The organism is Streptomyces sp. NPDC005820 (assembly GCF_040630255.1).
Taxonomy (GTDB): Bacteria; Actinomycetota; Actinomycetes; order Streptomycetales; family Streptomycetaceae; genus Streptomyces.
Genome location: NZ_JBEXXE010000050.1, coordinates 42,368 through 61,448, shown reverse-complemented (window position 1 = coordinate 61,448; position 19,081 = coordinate 42,368). Strand labels below are relative to the sequence as shown.

The following is a 19,081-nucleotide window of genomic DNA, read 5'->3' as shown; positions in this document are numbered from 1 at the left end:
CGCTCACTTTGCCGCCTCCGCGGTGCGACGCCCCGCACGACGGGTCACGGCGTTGTCCGTGGCACCCGTGATCGCGGCGATGATCTCTTCGTGGCTGGTGTCCTTCACGGGGAAGGAGCCGTTGTTCTTGCCCAGGCGCAGGACGGCGACGGTGTCCGCGACCGCCTTGACATCGGCCATGTTGTGGCTGATGAGGATGACGCCGAGGTCACGCTCGCGCAGCCGCTCGACCAGGTCGAGGACCTGTGCGGTCTGCTCGACGCCGAGGGCGGCGGTGGGCTCGTCGAGGATGACGACCTTGGGCTCGCCGATCAGGGCGCGGGCGATGGCGACGACCTGGCGCTGACCGCCGGAGAGGCTCGCGATCGGGATGCGCACGCTCGGGATCCGGATGGAGAGCGTGGACAGCAGTTCGCGGGCGTTCTTCTCCATCGTCACCTCGTCGATGACACCCCGGTGCAGCAGCTCGCGGCCGAGGTAGAGGTTGCCCACGACGTCGAGGTTGTCGCAGAGCGCGAGGTCCTGGTAGACCGTCGCGACGCCGAGCCCCTGGGCGTCGTGCGGCCTGTTGATGCTGACCGGCCTGCCCTCCCACTCGATGACGCCCTCATCGATGGGGTGGACACCCGCGATCGTCTTGACCAGGGTCGACTTACCTGCGCCGTTGTCGCCCACCAGGGCGACCACTTCTCCGGCGTGGACCTCCAGATCGACATCGGTGAGTGCCTGGACCGCACCGAATCGCTTGGAGACTCCGCGCAACGCCAGCACGGGCGTAGCGGACACGTGAACCATCTCCTTCGCCGCCTGACCGGCGGGGATGCCGCGCTGGGGTAGTGCGCGGAGGGACGTGCGGGAGGCGGCGGGAGGCCGCGGTACGCACGAGGTTTACAAGATGAACATGCGCGAATCCGTCACGCTTGGCAACGGTTCCGTCCGACGCCCGCCCCGGCAGCGGGGTGTGTAGGTGGGGCAGGCGTCGGCGGGGTCTCGCGGGACCGCTCGGCGGTCTGGGCCCGAGCCCCTCGGCGGGACTCGGGCCGGGTCACGCGGGGTGCGCGCGGTTACTGCAGACCGGCCTTCTTGCAGGCGGCGGCGTAGTCGGCGGTGCAGATGTCCGCGACCGTCCACAGACCGTCCTTGACGACCGTGTCGTTGATGTTGGCCACGGTGACGGACACCGGGGTCAGCAGCTTGGCCTGGACCTTGTCACCGGAGCCGCTGGTCACCGTGGTGTCGGCCAGGGACTTGATGTCCTTGCCCTCCAGCAGGTTGACCGCGAGCTCGGCGGCCGTGTCGGCCTCGGGCTTGTAGGCCTTGTAGACCGTGGCGGACTGGGTGCCGGCGACGATCCGCTGGATGGCGGCGAGCTCGGCGTCCTGACCCGTCAGCGGGATGTCGCCGATCTTCGCACCCTTGAGGGTGTTGGCGATGCCACCGGCCATGCCGTCGTTGGCGGCGTAGACGCCCGCGATGTTCTTGGCACCCAGCTGCGTGATCGCCGCGGACATCTTCTGGGCGGCGACGGTGTCCTTCCACAGACCCGACTGCTCGTAGGCGATGGTGACCTTGCCGTCGAGGATCTTGTGGGCGCCGGCCTTGAACTGGGCGGCGTTCGGGTCGGCGTCGTCACCGTTGATCATGACGACCTTGGACTTGGTGGTCGCCTTGGAGCCGAGGGCGTCGAGCAGGGCCTGGCCCTGGAGCTCGCCGACCTTCTCGTTGTCGAAGGAGACGTAGGCCGAGACCGGGCCCTGAGCGAGGCGGTCGTACGCGACGACCTTGACACCCTTGTCCACCGCGGACTGGATGGAGGACTTGATCGCGGCGGAGTCCTGGGCGGAGATCACGATGACCTTCACGCCCTTGGTGACCATGCTGCTCATCTGCTGGGCCTGCTTGGCCGGGTCGGCCGCGGCGTTCGCGTACTGCACGTCGCAGTCGGAGCACAGCTCCTTGACCTTGGCCTCGAAGAGCGGCTTGTCGAACTTCTCGTAGCGCGCGGTGACGCTGTCGGGCAGCAGCAGGCCGATGGACTTGCTGTCCGAGCTGCTGCCGGAGTCCTTGTCCTTGTCGTCGCCGGCCTTGCCGCAGGCGGCAATCGACAGTGCCATGGACACGGCGGTGGCGCCGATCACGACTCTACGCATCGTTGCGTTCATTTTGGGGTGTGCCTCCCTGACAGGGCCGCAACGCTGCGGCCGAGGTGGCTCGAAGTCAACTCGGCCGCAAGTTCGACGTCAAGAAGTAAATACTTAACGAGATGGCAACGGCGTCATTCGTTCTCTAAGTGAAGGCAGGCGTGGCGACCGACAAGGTGCCGTCCAAAAGGGTCGAATCACCCATCTCGCTGAGTGCGAGAGCGAGTGCTCCGAGCACCTCGGCACGACCGCCAAGTGCCCCCGGGAGAACGGTGAGTTGACGCGCCGCACTGGGGATCGCATAGCGGCCGACGGACTCTCTGATCGGACCGAGCACCAGTTCACCGGCCTCGGCGAGATCACCGCCCAGGACCACCCGGCTCGGGTTCAGCAGGTTGCAGAGATTGGCGACTCCACTGCCGATATGGCGGCCGACGTCGGCGATCACCCGACGGCAGCCCGGATCTCCGTCCCTGGCCAGCCGCACGACGCCTTCCATCGTGAGGTCCGTGCCGTGGCTGGACTGGAGCAGCGGCAGCACATAGCGCGCGGCCGCGAAGGTCTCCAGGCAGCCCCGGTTACCGCAACGGCAGACCGGGCCGGATTCATCGAGTGTAATATGTCCGATTTCTCCTGCGGTGCCGCCGGGCCCGCGATAGATCTTCCCCTCGATCACCAGACCGGCGCCGACACCGCTCGCGACCTTGATGTAAGCAAGATCACGTACGCCCCTGCCGCTGCCCCAGACCAGCTCGCCGAGGGCGCCGAGGTTGGCGTCGTTGTCCACGTGCACGGGCACGCCGAGGCGGCCTCTGAGCTCCTCGGCGGGTCTGGTGCCGATCCAGCCGGGGAGGATCGCCGAGGAGCCGAGCGTGCCGGACTCCAGCTCGATCGGGCCGGGGACGCCGAGCCCCACTCCCGCGATCTTCGAACGGTCCACCCCGGTGGCCTCGATCAGCCGGATGACCAGCTGTTCCGCCCGGTCGAAGCCCTGGCTCGAGGAGGCGTCCACATCCAGCGGCTCGGACTCCTCGGCGAGCACCTGATGGGCGAGGTTGCCGAGGGCGACCCGCAGATGGGTGTGGCCGAAATCCACCCCGATGACAATGCCGGCGTCCCCGCTGAGGGAGACGCTGCGCGCCCGGCGCCCACCCGCGGAGGTGGGCGTGACCTCGACGGTTCCGCCGTCCTTGAGCTCGCGCACGATGTTGGAGACGGTCGCGGCGGACAGCCCCGTCGCCCGGGCGATCTCGGCCTGCGTGAGGGACCCGGCCAGACGCACGGCACGTACGACCCGCTCCAGGTTGGCCCGATGCAGCGACGACTGCGACCCCGGAGTCTCCACGACGACCTCCTGCGCGCGGGACCGCTTCAATGAGGTCCCGTCTATGTCCAACTAGTGAACTCTAAGCTGAGCCGTTCGGGTCCACTCCCGTCAAGAGGTTGAACAGTATCCGCACGCTCGAACAAGCGGACCCGCGCTCACCCGAGGGAGGGTTGCGGGGTGTGCGGGGGCGGCTGCGGGGCGTTGCGGAGAGTGGCATTCCGGGTGTGAAGGACTCCGGAGCGTGGCGATCAAAAGGGGCGGCAGGCGCTGAAAAGCGGCGTACACGACAACCCGTGCGCAGGAGGTCCGTGTACGCCGCATGAAGGCGCCGGGTTTACTTCAGGGCCCCTGCTGTCAACCCCGCGACGACCTGCCGCTGGAAGACGACGTACGCCGCGAGCACCGGGAGCATGGCCATGACCAGGCCGGCGAAGAGTCCCGACCAGTCGCCCTTGTAGCCCTGGCTGACGGCCAGTTGGACGAGCCCCTGGGTGAGGACCCGTTTGTCGGGGTCGGTGTTGAGGACCGTGGGCAGCATGTACTGGTTCCACTGGCCGAGGAAGTTGAAGATGCCCACGCTGATCAGGCCGGGTTTCGCCATCGGCAGCATGATCTGGAGGAAGATCCGGGTGTGCGAGGCGCCGTCGACGAACGCGGCCTCCGCCACCGAGGTCGGCAGCGTGCGGAAGAACGCCGTCAGGAAGAACACCGTGAACGGCAGCGAGTACGCGATGTAGACCAGGATCAGGCCGTGCAGGGTGTTGAGCAGCCCCATGTTGTTCACCACGTAGAACAGCGGGACCAGCGCCAGCATGACGGGGAAGCTCATGCCCCCGATGAACAGGTAGTAGATGAACCGGTTGCCGGGGAAGTCGAAGCGGGCGAGGACATAGGCCGCCATGGAGCCGAGGACCAGGGTGCCGACGAGCGAACCGCCCACCACCAGAACGGTGTTCAGGAAGTAGTCGCTCATGTTGGCCTCGGTCCACGCCCGCGACCAGTTGTCGAAGTGCAGGGTGCGGGGCAGCGCCCAGGGCGAGCCGAAGATGGACCGGTCGTCCTTGAAGGAGGTCATCACCGCCCACAGCAGCGGCAGCACGACCATCACGGCCCACAGGACGAGTACGCCGTGCGAGAAGACGTTCAGGACCCGGCCCTCGGACTTCGGTGCCGTGTCCTCGCGGCCGGCCGGACCGTGCGTCTTCGTGACGGTCACCGGGACGGGAGCGGGCGGTTCGGTCGTCGTCATGGTCAGTACTCCAGCCGCTCGCGCCGCCCGAGCCGCATCACGACGGCGGCGAAGGCCAGCGTCACGACGAGCAGGGCGACGCCGATGGTGGTGGCGTAGGCGGCCTGACCGTCACGGAACGCCTTCTGGTACACGTACAGGACCATGACGGTGGTCGAGTAGTCGGGGCCGCCGGGACCGGTCGTCATGATCTGCACGACCGCGAACGACTCGGCGCCCAGGGCGAGGATGCCCAGGTAGACCCAGCCCGACTGCACGGTGTCCCAGAGCAGCGGCAGGGTCACCCGGAAGAAGGTGTCGGCCCGGTTCGCGCCGTCGAGGAGGGCGGCCTCGTACAGGTCGGCGGGGATGGAGGCCATGCCCGCCGAGAACAGGACCACGAAGAAGCCGACCGTGGACCAGACGAGGACCGCCATCACACACCACAGCGCGAGATCCGGATCGCCGAGCCAGAGCGGCTGGACACCGCCCAGCCCGATGCCCCGCAGGAACGAATTGATCGCCCCGCTGTCCGGGTTGTAGGCGAAGGCGAACAGCAGCGCGACGATCGCGATGGACAGCACCTGCGGGAAGAAATACACGATCTTGTAGAAGGCGGAGCCCCGGACTCCGGAGACTGCCGGACCCTCTTTTCCTCTCCGGCCGCCTCTTCCTTTCCGGCCGCCCCTTCTTTTCCGGCCTCCGGCATTGATCATGAAGGACAGGAACAGCGCGAGTCCGAGCGTCACCAGGGGCACGAGGAGTGCGAACAGCAGACTGTGCCACAGGGACTTCCAGAAGATCTGGTCGTCCAGCATCCTGCGGTAATTGCCGAGGCCGACCATCCTGAATTCGGGACTCAGACCGGTCCAGTCCGTGAACGAGTAGTAGATGGACTGGATGAATGGCCAGATCACGAAGAGCGCGTACAGTCCGAGGGGGAGCGCCAGAAACCCCACGATGAACCGGTATTTGCCGTGCTGCATCGCCACCTACTGGTGCTTGTAGTGCTTGATCGAGGTGTCCTTGGCGGCGGCGTCGGCATATCCCTGGATCTTGTCGATGGCCTCCACGGGAGTGAGCCGTCCGGCCATCATCTCGCCGAGACCGCCGACGCCGATCTGCTCCTTCTGCAACTGGACGTACCAGTCCTGCATCCGCGGGTTCAGCACGTTGTCGCCGGCCTTCTCCAGCGCGGCGACACCGGACTTCAGGCCGGGGGTGAGGGTGATGCCGTCGGTGCCGCCGTTGTACGCGGTGAGCGACTTGACCTTGGCGGTGAAGTTCTTGGAGGAGGCCTCGCCGAGCATGATGCGCAACTGTTCCATGCCGCCGGAGCCGTTCCTGGCCTTCGCCGGGACGACGAAGGGCTCGCCGCCGGAGGCCCAGATGGTGCCGAAGGGCATCTTGTCGGAGGAGTCGATGCCGGTGGGCGCGGAGACGGCGAGGTCGAAGTCGGCGGGGATGACCTTGGCCGACTCGTTCTCCACCCAGGAGCCGTTGGGGATGAACAGGGCCTTGCCCTCGGCCCAGGCGGTCTGTGACTGGATGTGGTCCAGGCCCGGGGTGCCCTTGAGGACGTAGCCCTTCTTGTAGAGCTCGTAGTACGCCTCGAAACAGGCCTTGACGGCGGGGTGTTTCCAGGCGCCCGGCTCCAGGTTGTCGATGGCGTCGAGGACTTCGCGGCCGCCGACCTTGCCGATCATCGGGTAGAGCGAGAACGGGAGGTAGTACGGGTATTTGCCCGCGTACGTCCACCCGGCCATGCCCTTCTTCTTGGCCTTCGCGCAGACCGCGAGCATCTCGTCCCAGGTCTCGGGATAGGCGGCGTCCAGCGAGTCGAGGGCCTTCTGGGAGTACCAGACGCCGTAGACCGTGTAGGCGTAGTACATGATCCAGACCGGGTCGCCGTCGAACTGGCCCATCTCGACGATGCCGGGGCGCAGGGTGTCGCGGACCTTCTTGTCCGGGTCGTCGTACGACGGGGCGTCCAGCAGCGGGGTGAGGTCGGCGAGCTGCCTCTTGCCGACCAGGACGCCCATGTCCATCTGCTCGGCGCCGGAGTTGTCGATGAGGTCGGGCGGGGTGCCCTGGTTGAAGCGGGGCTGGAGCGTGGACTGGATCTTCTGGGTGGCCGAGAACTTCACCTTCGCCTTCGGAAAGCCCTGCTCGTAGATCTTCACGGCGTCCTCGGCGTACTCCTTGCCGAAACCTCCGTCGAACAGCACAAATTCCATCGGGGCGGTCTCATTGACCGCGAGGGGGTTCTTGGCCGTCTTCTTTCCGGCCTTGGCCTTGTCCTCGTCGCCGGCGCCGCTGCTGGCGCACGCGGACAGAAAGCCGATCACGGGGACGGAGACCAGGCCGAGTGCGGCGGACCGCCTGATCAGATCGCGGCGGCCGAAACCCGCCGATTCGCCGTTCACGGCACCGTGGTGCGCGGAGCTGGATCCCATCCTCAAGTCCTCGCCTTCTCAGGTCGGGCAGAGTCGTTGCGGGTCGCGTGAATCGCCGACAGGTATAGTCCACTCCCCTCCGGCGGAGCAAGATCGAGGGCACGGTCGGCCATGGGTCTTTTCCGAGTTGAGACCTCCCGGAAATATGAAGCATCCCCGGCCGCTCTGCCGGAAAAATCCACGACATGTGCCCCGTCCGGCGCAATCAACATCCTTGACATCACCCCTCACTTGGCCCCCTACTGAGGGCTGCGCACCACACAGGACAACGTTGTCCGAGTGCCCTGGTCCGGGCGGGGAGGATGCTCACGCATGCAGTGGTTCGGACGGTTACGCGCGGTGGCGATCACGGCCGCCCTCGTCATGACGGTCGGCGCTCCGGGGACGGCGGTCGCCCGGTCGGCGCACCTCCCGCCTCCCGCCCGGGCGTTCGCGTCCTCGTTCGAGGCCGGCCAGCCAGCCCCGGACTGGACCAGCACGCCGGAGCGGGCCTCGGGGGTCGACGGCGGCCATGCCACGGAGTTGCCCGGTGAGGTGACCGACCGGGTCACACAGGTCCGGGCGAGCGCCGAGAACACCGGGGGCGGCGAGATGAAGGAGAACCTGGCCGACGGCGAGTCGAGCACCAAGTGGCTGACGTTCTCGGCCACCGGCTGGGCCGAGTTCGACCTGGACGCCCCGGCGGCGGTGACCACGTACGCGCTCACCTCCGCCAACGACGTCGCCGAACGCGACCCGGCCGACTGGACCCTGAGCGGTTCGGCGGACGGCACCGGCTGGACGGTCCTCGACAGCCGTTCCGGCGAGGACTTCACCGAGCGTTTCCAGACGAGGACGTACACCCTCGCGGCCCCGGCCGAGTACCGGCACTTCCGGCTGGACATCACGAAGAACCACGGCGCCGACATCCTCCAGCTCGCCGATCTGCGGCTCGCGACGGGCGGGAGCGACGGGCCGGTGCCGCCGGACATGCTCACCGTCGTCGACCGCGGCCCGAGCGGCTCCCCGACCGCGAAGGCGCGCGCCGGCTTCACGGGGACGCGGGCGCTGCGGTACGCCGGGCGCCACACCGCCTCCGGCCGGGCGTACTCGTACAACAAGGTCTTCGACGTGAACGTCCGGGTCGGCGCCCGGACCCGGCTGGCGTACCGGATCTTCCCGCAGCTCGCCGACGGTGAGCGGGACTACGCGGCGACGAACGTCTCGGTGGACCTGGCGTTCACCGACGGGACGTATCTCAGCGGGCTCGGGGCCGTGGACCAGCACGGCTTCCCGCTGTCGCCGCGCGGGCAGGGCGCGGCGAAGGGGCTGTACGTCAACCAGTGGAACGACGTGGAGTCGGCGATCGGCTCGGTGGCCGCCGGGAAGACGGTCGACCGGATCCTGGTGGCGTACGACTCCCCCGGCGGCCCCGCGCGGTTCCGGGGCTGGGTGGACGACCTCGCGCTGCGCGCGGTGGCGCCGGAGCCGGTGCAGGCGCATCTGTCGGACTACGCGGTGACCACGCGCGGGACGAACTCCAGCGGGAGCTTCTCGCGGGGCAACACCTTCCCGGCGACGGCCGTGCCGCACGGGTTCAACTTCTGGACCCCGGTGACGAACGCCTCCTCGCTGAGCTGGCTGTACGACTACGCACGCGGGAACAACGCGGACAATCTGCCCACGATCCAGGCGTTCAGCGCGAGCCATGAGCCCAGCCCGTGGATGGGTGACCGGCAGACCTTCCAGGTGATGCCGTCGGCCGCGGCGGGCGTCCCGGACACCGGGCGCACGGCCCGGGCGCTGGCCTTCCGGCACTCCGAGGAGACCGCGCGGCCGTACTACTACGGGGTCCGCTTCGAGAACGGTGTCACGGCGGAGATGGCGCCCACCGACCACGCGGCCGTCCTGCGCTTCACCTACCCGGGCTCCGACGCGAGCGTCCTGTTCGACAACGTCACCGACCAGGCGGGACTGACGCTCGACCGGTCCTCCGGGGTCGTCACCGGCTACTCGGACGTGAAGTCCGGCCTGTCGACGGGCGCGACCCGGCTGTTCGTGTACGGCGAGTTCGACGCGCCGGTCACGGACGGGGCGTCGAGCGGGGTGAAGGGCTATCTGCGGTTCGACGCGGGCGCCGACCGGACGGTCACCCTGAAGCTGGCGACCTCGCTGATCAGCCTCGACCAGGCGAAGGACAACCTGCGCCAGGAGATCCCGCCCGGCACCGGCTTCGACACGGTGAAGCGGCGGGCGCAGCAGCAGTGGGACGCGCTCCTCGGCAAGGTCGAGGTCGAGGGGGCCACCCCGGACCGGCGGACGACCCTCTACTCCAGCCTCTACCGGCTGTACCTGTATCCCAACTCCGGGTTCGAGAAGGTCGGTTCGACGTACCGGTACGCCTCGCCGTTCTCCCCGATGGAGAGCCAGGACACCCCGACGCACACCGGCGCGAAGATCGTGGACGGCAAGGTGTACGTCAACAACGGCTTCTGGGACACCTATCGGACGACCTGGCCGGCGTACGCGCTTCTGACGCCCACTCAGGCCGGGGTGCTGACCGACGGTTTCGTACAGCAGTACAAGGACGGCGGCTGGACCTCGCGCTGGTCCTCCCCCGGATACGCCGACCTGATGACCGGCACCTCCTCGGACGTCGCCTTCGCCGACGCCTATGTCAAGGGCGTCCGCTTCGACGCGAAGGCGGCCTACGAGGCGGCCCTGAAGAACGCGACCGTCGTACCGCCGTCCTCGGGCGTGGGCCGCAAGGGCATGGCGACCTCCCCCTTCCTCGGCTACACGAGCACGGCGACCCACGAGGGCCTGTCCTGGGCGCTGGAGGGCTACCTCAACGACTACGGCATCGCCCGCATGGGCCAGGCCCTGTACCGGAAGACCGGCGAGAAGCGGTACGCGGAGGAGTCGGCGTACTTCCTCAACCGCGCCCAGGGGTACGTGAACCTGTTCGACACCCGGGCGGGCTTCTTCCAGGGCCGGGACGAGGACGGCGACTGGCGCGTCGAGTCGTCGCAGTACGACCCGCGTGTGTGGGGCTACGACTACACCGAGACCAACGGCTGGGGCTAAGCCTTCACCGCACCGCAGGACAGCCGGGGCCTCGCCAACCTGTACGGCGGCCGGGCCGGCCTGGCGCAGAAGCTCGACACGTACTTCGCGACCCCCGAGACCGCCTCGCCCGAGTTCGCGGGCTCCTACGGCGGGGTCATCCACGAGATGACGGAGGCCCGGGACGTCCGGATGGGCATGTACGGGCACTCCAACCAGGTCGCCCACCACACGCTCTACATGTACGACGCGGCCGGACAGCCCTGGAAGGCCCAGGCGAAGGTCCGCGAGGTGCTGGCGCGGCTCTACACCGGGAGCTCGATCGGGCAGGGCTACCACGGCGACGAGGACAACGGCGAGCAGTCGGCCTGGTACCTGTTCTCCGCGCTCGGCTTCTACCCGCTGGTGATGGGCGGTGGCGAGTACGCCGTCGGCTCTCCGCTGTTCACGAAGGCGACCGTGCACCTGGAGAACGGCAGGGACCTGGTCGTGAAGGCCCCGAAGAACAGCGCGCGGAACGTGTACGTGCAGGGCCTGAAGGTCAACGGCCGTACCTGGACGTCGACTTCACTGCCCCACTCGCTGCTCGCCCAGGGCGCCACCCTGGAGTTCGCCATGGGTGCGCGCCCCTCGTCCTGGGGCAGCGGGAAGGACGCGGCACCCGTGTCGGTCACCCGTGACGACAAGGTGCCCTCGCCCCGCACCGATGTGCTCACCGGCTCCGGCGCCCTGGCCGACAACACCTCCGACACGGCCGCGACGGTGTCCGACGCCGTCGGGCTGCCGACCGGGGGTGGCGCCGCGAAGGCCGTGCAGTACACGCTGACCTCCGCCGAGCGGGCGAAGGCGCCCACGGGCTGGCGGCTGGAGGGCTCCGCCGACGGGACGACGTGGAAGACCCTGGACCGCCGCAGCGGGCAGAGCTTCGCCTGGGACCGGCAGACGCGGGCGTTCGGTGTGGGGTCGCCGGGTAGGTACGCGAGGTACCGCTTGGTGTTCGACGGCGAAGTCCGTCTGTCCGAGGTGGAGTTGCTGTCTTGAACGGGATCGATCCCTGCTGGCTGCCCCCGGAGGCCTTTCGGCCGCTGGGGGCGCGGCGCACCCTGATCCGGGGCTCCGGCCGCCTGGTCGACACCGTGCGCCGTGAAGTGTCCGACGCCTGCGTGCGGTTCGGCGGGGAGGTCGTCCACGACGGCGCGTACGACCTGCTGTTGGAGGTGACCGGCAGCGAACCCGGGGTCGGCGAGGAGGAGTTCACGATCGACCGCGACGGCGGCACGACGACGGTCATCGCCGGCGGCGAACGCGGGCTGCTGTACGGGCTGTTCCAGGTCGTACGGCTCGGCGAGAAGGCGTTCTCGGGCGCCTTCCCCCGCGAGACCCACCGTCCGGCGACGACCCTGCGGATGCTCGACCACTGGGACAACGTGGCCGTGCACCCGGTCATGGGCCAGGTGGAGCGCGGCTACGCGGGCGGTTCGCTGTTCTGGCGGGACGGGCGGGCGCGGGAGGACTTCGCGCGCGTCCGGGCGTACGCGAGGCTGCTCGCCGCCTGCGGGATCAACGCCGTGTGCGTCAACAACGTCAATGTGCACGCCGTCGAGGCACGGCTGCTGACCGACCGGATCGGTGACGTCGCGGCGATCGCCGCCGAGTTGCGGCCGTACGGCATCCGGACGCATCTGTCGGTGACCTTCGCCGCTCCGGTCGTGCTCGGCGGGCTGTCCACCGCCGATCCGCTTCAGGAGGCGGTGCGGGAGTGGTGGGCGGGGGCCGTACGCGGGGTGTTCGAGGCGATCCCCGACTTCGGCGGGTTCGTCGTGAAGGCCGACTCGGAGGGCCAACCGGGGCCGTTCACCTACGGGCGCAGTCACGCGGACGGAGCGAACCTGCTGGCCGGCGCGCTCGCCCCGTACGGCGGCACGGTGCACTGGCGGGCCTTCGTCTACGACCACCGGCAGGACTGGCGCGACCGCACGACGGACCGGGCCCGGGCGGCGTACGACCATTTCGCCCCGCTGGACGGGGAGTTCGCCGGCAACGCGGTGCTCCAGGTCAAGCACGGGCCGATGGACTTCCAGGTGCGCGAGCCGGTCTCACCGGTGCTCGGGGCGCTGCCGCACACGCGGTTGGCGGTGGAGGTGCAGGCCACGCAGGAGTACACCGGACAGCAGCGCCACGTGTGCTGGCTCGGGCCGATGTGGAGCGAGCTGCTGCGGTTCCGGCCGGAGGGCGGGACCGGACCGAGCGTGGGCGAGTCGGCGCGTGATCTCGTCGCCGTGTCGAACGTGGGCGACGATCCGTTCTGGACGGGGCATCCGCTGGCCCAGGCGAACCTCTACACGTTCGGCCGGCTGGCCTGGCGGCCCGACGCCGACCCGGACCGCGTCCTCGACGAGTGGATCGGCCTGACGTTCCCGGGCGCGCCGGAGGGGCTGGTCGAGGGGCTGCACGCGGTGCTGGACGGCTCCTGGCGGACGTACGAGAAGTACACGGCCCCGCTGGGCGTCGGCTTCATGGTGCAGCCGGGGCATCACTACGGTCCGAGTGTCGACGGCTACGAGTACAGCCCGTGGGGCACCTACCACTTCGCGGACCGCGACGGTGTCGGCGTCGACCGCAGCGCGGCGACCGGGACGGGGTACGCGGCCCAGTACGCCAAGGCGTGGGCCGAGGTGTACGAGTCCGTCGCGAGCTGTCCCGACGAGTTGCTGCTGTTCTTCCACCATGTGCCGTACGGGCATGTGCTCAGGAGCGGGAAGACCGTGATCCAGCACATCTACGACACCCGGTTCGAGGGGGTCGAGGAGGCCGAGGAGGCCCGCCGGGTGTGGGCGGGCCTCGACGGCCTGGTGGAACCGGCCCGGCACGGGCGGGTGGCGGAGCTGTTCGAGGAGCAGGTGCGCGGTGCCCGGGAGTGGCGGGACCAGCTCAACAGCTACTTCCTGCGCAAGTCCGGGGTGCCGGACGCGCACGGGCGGATCATCTACTGAAGCCGCAGGACGGCCACGCCGAGCGGGTCGAGCGGGAGCGGCTCGCCCTTCGCCATCGGTTTGCCCGTGAGGAGGTCGGTGGCGGCGGCGTGGGCGCTGGGGCGGACCGGGCGGGTGGTGTGGTTGAGGAGGAACAGCAGACGGGTGCCGTCCGGCGCCGTACGGTATGCGGTCTCCAGTCCGCTGTATGCGATGTACGGTCCGATCAGGCCGTGCCGGGAGAGGACGGAGCGGACCACCCGGTCCACGCCGGGCTGGTCGAGGGCCGTGGCCACGTACCAGCCCTCGCCCGCGCCGAAGGCGTGCCGGGTCACCGCCGGGGTGCCCTCGTAGAAGTCCGCGCCGTAGGTGCCGACGGCTTCGGCGCCGCGCAGCCGCACCAGTTCGAAGACCAGCCGCGCCTCGTGCAGCGTGCCCTCGAGGTCGACGGGCTGGACGACGTCCTCGGGGCGGGCGTCCCACTCGTCGACCCGGATGCCCAGGAGCGGGGCCAGGGGGCCGGGGACGTCGGTGAGGAAGGCGCGGTCGTGTGCGTCGGAGCGGGCGGTGAGGAAGGTGGCGAGGACGGTGCCGCCGCGCCGGGCCAGCTCCTCCAGCCGCTCGGCCAGGTCTCCCTTGATCAGGTGCAGGACGGGGGCGAGGACGACGTCGTAGGGGGTGAGGTCGGCGGTGACGGGCACGACGTCCACGTCGGCGCCGGCCTCGCGGGCCGCCCGGTAGTAGGAGTGCACGACGTCCAGGTAGCGGACCAGGCGGGAGGGGCCGTCGGAGATCTCCAGGGCCCACCAGCTGTCCCAGTCGAAGAGGAGGGCGGTGCGGGCGGGGGTCCGGGCGCCCAGGGTGGCGGCCCCGATCGCCTCCAACTCCCGGCCTATGTCGGCCACTTCGCCGAAGACACGGGTGTCGTCGCGGCCCGCGTGGCCGATGACCGCGCCGTGGTACTTCTCGCAGGCCCCGCGGGAGGCGCGCATCTGGAAGTAGAGGGCCGCGTCGGCGCCGTGGGCGATCGCCTGGAAGGTCGCCAGCCGCAACTCGCCCGGCCGGCGCAGGGGGTTGACGTCACGGCAGGCCGTGGTGGACGGGGTCTGCTCCATCAGCCAGAAGGGGGTGCCGTCCTTGAGGCCGCGCATCAGGTCGTGGGCGAGGGCCGCGCGGGTGGGCGGGGCGTCCAGCGGCGGATAGTTGTCCCAGGAGGCGAAGTCGAGGTGGGACGCCCAGCGGTGGTAGTCCAGCGGACGGTAGGCGCCCATGAGGTTGGTGGTGACGGGGGTGTCCGGGTCGTGGGCGCGGATCGCCTCCTTCTCGGCGGTGAAGCAGCCGAGCAGGGCATCGGTCATGAACCGCTGGTAGTCGAGGGTGATGCCCTGGAAGGCGGTGTGGTCGGGGCCCCGCCAGTGCTCGGTGAGGGCGCTGGGCGGCTCGATCTGGTCCCAGTCGGTGTACCGGTGCGACCAGAAGGTGGTCCACCAGGCGTCGTTGAGGGCGTCCAGGGTGCCGTGCCGGTCGCGCAGCCAGCCCCGGAATGCCTCGGCGCACCGTTCGCAGTAACAGGCGCCGCCGTACTCGTTGTTGATGTGCCAGGCCAGCAACGCCGGGTGGTGCGCGTACCGTTCGGCGAGGCGGTCGGCCAGGGCGGTGGCGAGCCTGCGGTACGCGGGTGAGCTGGGGCAGAAGTTGTGGCGCTGGCCGTAGCGGTGCCGGCGGCCCTCGAAGTCGGTGCGGTTGACCTCGGGGTGGGCCTTGGCCAGCCAGGGCGGAAGGGCGGCGGTGCCGGTGGCGAGGCAGACCTGGCGGCCCTCGGCGGCGGCACGGTCGAGGATGCCGTCGAGGACGGTGAAGTCGTAGCGGTCCTCGGCGGGTTGGGTGAGGGACCAGGTGAAGACGCCGACGGTGAGGGTGTCGATGCCGGCCCGGGTGAAGAGTCGGTGGTCCTCGTCCCAGACCTGCTCCGGCCACTGCTCGGGGTTGTAGTCGCCGCCGTAGGGGATCTTGGGGGTGCGCGGGAGTCTCGGAGGGGTCTGGCCGGGCTGGCTCATACGGTGAAGTCCTCCTCGGTCTCGGCGATCACCGGGCGGCCGGCGTGCAGCAGGGAGAGCAGCAGCGGGGCGGCGAGCAGGGCGGGCAGGGCCTCGGTCAGCAGGGCGGTCAGACCGGCGGCGAGGACGAGCAGGGAGGCGACGGCCAGGGTGGCCTTCCCGTGCCGGACCGTGAAGTAGGCGGCGAGGCGGGCGGTGTCCCGGGCGCGGAACGTGAACAGCGAGGTGAGGAGCAGGGCGTGGGCGCCCCAGAGCAGGCAGGCCACGCCGATCAGCGCGAGCAGGGCCGCCCACCAGCGGGGCAGGCCGGTGGCGGAGAAGTGGGTGAGGGTGAAGGCGATCACCGTCAGCCAGGCCAGCAGGGGCGTCCAGAGCTTCAGGGCGGGGACCGCGTTGAGGCGCCAGCCCCGGCCGTAGACGCGGGCCGGGTGCAGATCGGTGAGGTCGCGGCTGCGGTGGTGGAGGGCGTACAGCGCGGCGGAGGCGGCCGGCCCGAGCGGCAGCAGACAGAGCGCCGCGAGGGGCAGGTTGGCGGGGTCGGGGCCGAGGAGGAGCAGGCCGACGAGACCGGGGGCGGTCGCCGCGAGGAACAGGGCCTCGACGGTGAGCAGGGTGTGGACCAGGGCGGCGGCACGGGAGAGGACTCCGGCGCCGAAGTCGGTCGCCGTCGCGCTCATGCCGGCTCCCGGCCGAGCAGTCGCCTCTCGTCCCACCACGGTGGGGTCTCGTCGATGACCGGGGTCAGTTCGACGAGGGTGATCTCGTGCCGGGCCAGGGTCAGGTCCAGGTCGGTGCGGCCGTCCCGGACGGGGAGGCGGCGGTGGGTGCGGGCGGGCTCGGCGGCCTCGTGCAGGACGTCCAGCTGGTCGCGGCGCGGCGAGCGGGGGCTGCCCATGTGCCGCCAGGCCGTGTATGCGTTACCCCGTTCATCGTCTACGGTCGACCGGCGAACGAATACCTCGCCTTCGCCGCCCCCGTCCCCGCCCACCGACACCGGCAGAGACAGCCGCAGCACGTGTCCCTCGGGCCCCTCCGTCTCCCCGGTCGGATCGACCGGCGCCCAGGCGAGGACGGTGACCCGGCCGTCCTCGTGGCGGGTGACGAGATGGTCGTCGCCCCGGGCGAGCAGATCGGCGCCCATCCGGGCCATGAAGGCGTACAGGTGGTAGACGGGCTTGCGGACCTGCCGGTGGGTGAGCAGCCCGAAGCCGCCGTGGAAGAGGGCGGTGGGGACCCCTTCCTCCTCGAACATGTCGCTGAACGTCCAGTAGGAGAACGAGTCGACGAACTCTCCGCCCCGGGCCAGCACGGGGGCCAGATAGGCGGCGTGGAAGGCCGTGTCGTGGACGGGGTTGTCGGGGCGGTAGGAGGAGTTGAACTCCGTGATGTGCACCGGGAGTTCGGCCAACCGGGTGCCCTTGAGGCGGTCCCGCGGGGTGGCGAACTGGTCGAGCAGGTCGGTCGCCGGGGCCAGGGTCTGGTGGACGCCGAACGGCACGTGCCGGGCGGGGCCGGAGGTGTAGGCGTGCTTGGAGACGAAGTCGACGGGCACCTCGCGGTGGGCGGCGAACTCGGCGAACCGGTCCAGCCAGTCGTCGGCGCCCGGGGAGATCGCGGGGCCGCCGACCTGGAGCCCGGCGTCCACCTCCTTCACGGTGTGCGCGGTCACCTCGTACAGCCGGTGGTACGCCTGTTCGTCCGCGCCCTGCCAGAAGTCGGTGAGGTTGGGCTCGTTCCACACCTCGATCGGCCAGGTGCGCACCTCGTCGACGCCGTAGCGGTCCACGAGGTGGCGCAGGGTCGCGCGGACCAGGTCTGCCCACTCGCGGTGCGAGCGGGGCGGGGTGACGTTGCCCCGCCACCAGAAGACAGTCTGGTCGCCGGACGCCAACTCCTGTGGCATGAAGCCGAGTTCGAGGAAGGGACGGATGCCCAGCGCCAGATAGGCGTCGATCACCTGGTCGACGTAGGTGAAGGAGTGGTGGACGAGGCGGGCGCACCGGTGCTCGTAGGGGCGGTAGACGCCCATGCCGTCGCTGAGCAGGCCGTGGCCGCGGATGTGCCGGAAGCCGATGTCGCGCTGGAGGAGGGCGAGGGAGTCCTGGTAGTCGCGGCGCAGGGCGAGTTCGACACGGCCGGTGCCGACGCAGGTCCGCCAGGAGTCGGAGAGCCGGCCGGCCGGTGCGGCGGGGACGCGGATCACCCGTTCTCCTTCGCGAAGCGGTCGCGTGCCTTGTTGTGCAGGTCGACGAGCCGGTCCATGTTCTTCGCCTTCAACTCGGTGACGTAGGCGCCCCATTCGGACAGCGGGCGCTTGCCGAGGGCGAACTTGAGGGTGTTCTGGACGACGTGGTCGCGCAGCGGGGTGTCCCAGAGGGTGGCCTGCTCCTGTTCCACGGACTGCAGTGGATGGGCGGGGCCGATGGGGAGTTGGGCGCGCTGGGCCATGGCGTCCTGGAACTTCTTCTCGTCGGGGCCGAAGGAGGAGGAGACCAGGGCCCAGCTGCCGCCGTAGGTGAAGACGCCGTTGAAGAAGCCGTAGTCCTTCTGGAGGTCCTTCGGCGCGTCCGGGTCGGAGCCCATCAGGCTGATGCCGGGCTTCAGTTCGTAGGTGTCGCCCGAGGAGGTGTACGTCGTGCCCTGGACGCCCCACTTGGCGAAGCGCTGGCCCTCGTCTGAGTACCAGAGCCAGTCCACGAACTGGATCATGGCGACGAAGGTGTCGCTCTTGAGGGCCTTGCTGGAGATCATGACGCCGTTCTCCAGCCGGGCTCCGCCGATCACCACCGGGCCGGCCGGGCCGAGCGGCACCGGCACCATCTCGATCTTCGCGCCCTTGACCTGCTTCTCCAGGTTGTAGCGGTAGTTCTGGACCAGCTCCTGGGGATTGGCGCTGATCGCGAAGGACTTCTCGCCGAGCAGTTTCTGCACCGCGTCGTCGTCGGTCTGGGTGAAGCTCTCGGGGTCGATCAGCTTCTCGGCGACCAGCTTGCCCAGATACTCGACCATCTGGCGGTAGCCGTCCGAGGCGCCGGTGAAGACGAAGGCGTCCCTCTTCGCGTCCCAGCTGATGTTGTCGTACGTCCAGCCCGCCCTGACGCCGTGCGCCTGGCCCAGGTAGCTCGTCAACGCGGCCGCCGGGTAGGGGGTGTTGATGCTCCAGCGGTCGGAGAGCGGATAGCGGTCGGGGTACTCGGCGCGGATCGCCCGGAAGACCTCGTACACCTCGTCCCAGGTGGTGGGCAGGGCCAGCCCCAGCTTCTCCAGGACGTCGGTGCGCAGCGACAGCGAGTAGCCCGACTTGACCTTCTCGTGCAGTCCGGGCAGGAGGTAGTACTCGCCGTCGGCCTGGCGGATGGAGTCGAGTTCCGGCTCCAGCTTCCATTTGCGCACCTTGTCACGGAAGTTGGGCATCAGATGCACGTACTCGCTGACAGGGAGGATCGCGCCCGAGGAGACGAAGGCGACCTCGGAGGGGTGGTACGTCTTGGGGATCAGGAACGGGGCGTCGCCCGCGCCGATGAGGACGCTGCGCTTCTTCTCGTAGTCGGCCAGCGGGACCGCGATCGGCTTCAGGGTGACGCCGGTGCGGCGGGTGAGTTCCTTCCAGAACAGCCAGTCGTTCTTCAGCGGGTAGGTGGGGTTGTTGTTGTGCAGCACCGAGAACGACAGCGGTTTCGCGGCCTTGAACTGCTCGCCGGCGCGGTACTCCTGCATCGCGCCGTCCCGCTTCTTGGAGAGGTCCTTGGAGTCCCCTCCGTCGTCGCCGCTGCCGCAGCCGGTGAGACCGGCGAGGCCGGCGAACCCTGCGGCGGCCAGGATCTGACGCCGTGACAGGTGACCTGCGTTCTTCAC

General features: G+C 69.6%; 11 protein-coding genes and 1 pseudogene. 2 read left to right on the top strand and 10 right to left on the bottom strand.

The genetic code is table 11. The features are described from left to right. Nucleotides 1-3: 3 nt before the first annotated feature. The 6 genes from ABZ464_RS42465 to ngcE form a co-directional block, all read right to left on the bottom strand. Nucleotides 4-795 (bottom strand): ATP-binding cassette domain-containing protein, encoded by a 792-nt coding sequence (locus ABZ464_RS42465; RefSeq protein WP_359287254.1) that lies wholly within the window; start codon nt 793-795, stop codon nt 4-6. 269 nt (nt 796-1,064) lie between these two features. Further along, on the bottom strand, nt 1,065-2,150 hold the full coding sequence (locus ABZ464_RS42460) for a substrate-binding domain-containing protein (RefSeq protein WP_359287253.1): 1,086 nt from the start codon (nt 2,148-2,150) through the stop codon (nt 1,065-1,067). Nucleotides 2,151-2,286: 136 nt separating this feature from the next. After that, on the bottom strand, nt 2,287-3,486 hold the full coding sequence (locus ABZ464_RS42455) for an ROK family transcriptional regulator (protein WP_359287252.1): 1,200 nt from the start codon (nt 3,484-3,486) through the stop codon (nt 2,287-2,289). A gap of 316 nt (nt 3,487-3,802) precedes the next feature. Further along, nucleotides 3,803-4,717, bottom strand: a complete 915-nt coding sequence (locus tag ABZ464_RS42450; RefSeq protein WP_359287251.1) for a carbohydrate ABC transporter permease — start codon at nt 4,715-4,717, stop codon at nt 3,803-3,805. A gap of 2 nt (nt 4,718-4,719) precedes the next feature. Further along, nucleotides 4,720-5,682 (bottom strand): sugar ABC transporter permease, encoded by a 963-nt coding sequence (locus ABZ464_RS42445; protein WP_359287250.1) that lies wholly within the window; start codon nt 5,680-5,682, stop codon nt 4,720-4,722. A gap of 6 nt (nt 5,683-5,688) precedes the next feature. Further along, nucleotides 5,689-7,152 carry an N-acetylglucosamine/diacetylchitobiose ABC transporter substrate-binding protein gene (ngcE, locus tag ABZ464_RS42440; RefSeq protein ID WP_359287249.1) on the bottom strand — a complete coding sequence of 488 codons (1,464 nt, stop codon included), beginning with the start codon at nt 7,150-7,152 and terminating at the stop codon, nt 5,689-5,691. Between the two features lie 363 nt (nt 7,153-7,515). On the opposite strand from ngcE, the pseudogene ABZ464_RS42435 reads away from it, so the two are divergent. Then, nucleotides 7,516-11,238 (top strand): annotated as a pseudogene (locus ABZ464_RS42435) (GH92 family glycosyl hydrolase). Continuing rightward, nucleotides 11,235-13,190, top strand: a complete 1,956-nt coding sequence (locus ABZ464_RS42430) for an alpha-glucuronidase (protein ID WP_359287248.1) — start codon at nt 11,235-11,237, stop codon at nt 13,188-13,190. The pseudogene ABZ464_RS42435 and the gene ABZ464_RS42430 overlap by 4 nt, the downstream one beginning before the upstream one ends. Here the strand turns inward: ABZ464_RS42430 and ABZ464_RS42425 are convergent. The 4 genes from ABZ464_RS42425 to ABZ464_RS42410 are packed head-to-tail and all read right to left on the bottom strand — an operon-like array spanning nt 13,184 to nt 19,081. Further along, nucleotides 13,184-15,226: a beta-galactosidase gene (locus ABZ464_RS42425; protein WP_359287247.1), complete on the bottom strand. Its 2,043-nt coding sequence runs from the start codon at nt 15,224-15,226 to the stop codon at nt 13,184-13,186. The genes ABZ464_RS42430 and ABZ464_RS42425 overlap by 7 nt on opposite strands. Beyond that, the gene (locus ABZ464_RS42420; protein ID WP_359287246.1) at nt 15,223-15,903 is read right to left on the bottom strand and encodes a hypothetical protein; all 681 of its coding nucleotides are present in this window, start codon (nt 15,901-15,903) and stop codon (nt 15,223-15,225) included. Before ABZ464_RS42420 ends, ABZ464_RS42425 begins: the two co-directional genes overlap by 4 nt. Next, entirely contained in the window at nt 15,900-17,429 is a 1,530-nt protein-coding gene (locus ABZ464_RS42415; protein WP_359287245.1) for a xylan 1,4-beta-xylosidase, read from the bottom strand. Before ABZ464_RS42415 ends, ABZ464_RS42420 begins: the two co-directional genes overlap by 4 nt. Next, nucleotides 17,426-19,081: an extracellular solute-binding protein gene (locus tag ABZ464_RS42410; protein WP_359287244.1), complete on the bottom strand. Its 1,656-nt coding sequence runs from the start codon at nt 19,079-19,081 to the stop codon at nt 17,426-17,428. Before ABZ464_RS42410 ends, ABZ464_RS42415 begins: the two co-directional genes overlap by 4 nt.